General features: G+C 73.4%; 1 protein-coding gene. It reads right to left on the bottom strand.

The window, feature by feature from the left end; all coding sequences use genetic code 11:
• Positions 1-719: MerR family transcriptional regulator (locus tag GL263_RS27520; RefSeq protein WP_182858433.1), on the bottom strand; the 719-nt coding region annotated here is incomplete at its 3' end.
• Between the last annotated feature and the right edge of the window lie 13 nt (positions 720-732).

Genomic DNA, 732 nt, shown 5'->3' with positions numbered 1-732 from the left:
CGGGCGGCCTGGGCGCTCATCGCGCGGGCCAGTTCGGCGTCGACTGTCTGTCGCGCGAGTGGTCGCAGGCGTCGCACCAGCTCGGCGGCTTCGGCCGCCTCCGCGTCGGTGGGGGTGTGGTCCAGGAAGCGCGCGAAGACGTGCTCGGTGGTGAAGTCGAGGAAGCGGTCGGCTATGTGCTCGATCTGGGCGCGCAGCTCCCGCAGGTGTGCCGTCACGGCGAGCAGCGGTACGCCTGCCGCGTGCAGTTCGGCGGCGACGGCCAGCTCCTGGGGGCTGGGGACGTGGAACTCGTCGGGGCGACCCCGGACGGGCACGAGCACGCCCAGGTCGACGGCGTCGGCGAGGGCGGCCTCGTCGAGTCCGCCGCCGGTGCCGTCCGTCGGGAAGCGGGTGGCGAGTTCGGCGCGGGTGGTCGTGGTGGGGGACTCGTCGGACCAGGGGCCGTCGACCTCCGCGACCAGGCCGAGCACGCCCGCGAGGCCGAGCCCGGAGTCCCAGGCGGTCAGCAGCTCCTTGATGCTGGCCAGGGTGTATCCGCGTTCCAGCAGGCCGGATATCTGGTCCAGCCGGGCCAGGTGGTTGTTGTCGTAGACGTTCACCCGGCCCTTCCGGCGCGGCTTGGGCAGCAGCCCGCGGTCCTGGTAGGCCCGGATCGTCCGCACGGACGTGCCGCTGCGGTGGGCGAGGTCCTCGATCCGGTACGCGACGGGGGGCACTGCTGACCACTCC

The organism is Streptomyces durbertensis, from assembly GCF_014156695.1.
Lineage (GTDB): Bacteria > Actinomycetota > Actinomycetes > Streptomycetales > Streptomycetaceae > Streptomyces > Streptomyces durbertensis.
Note: the sequence above shows the minus strand (reverse complement) of the source record. Positions and strands in the feature narration are given on the sequence as shown.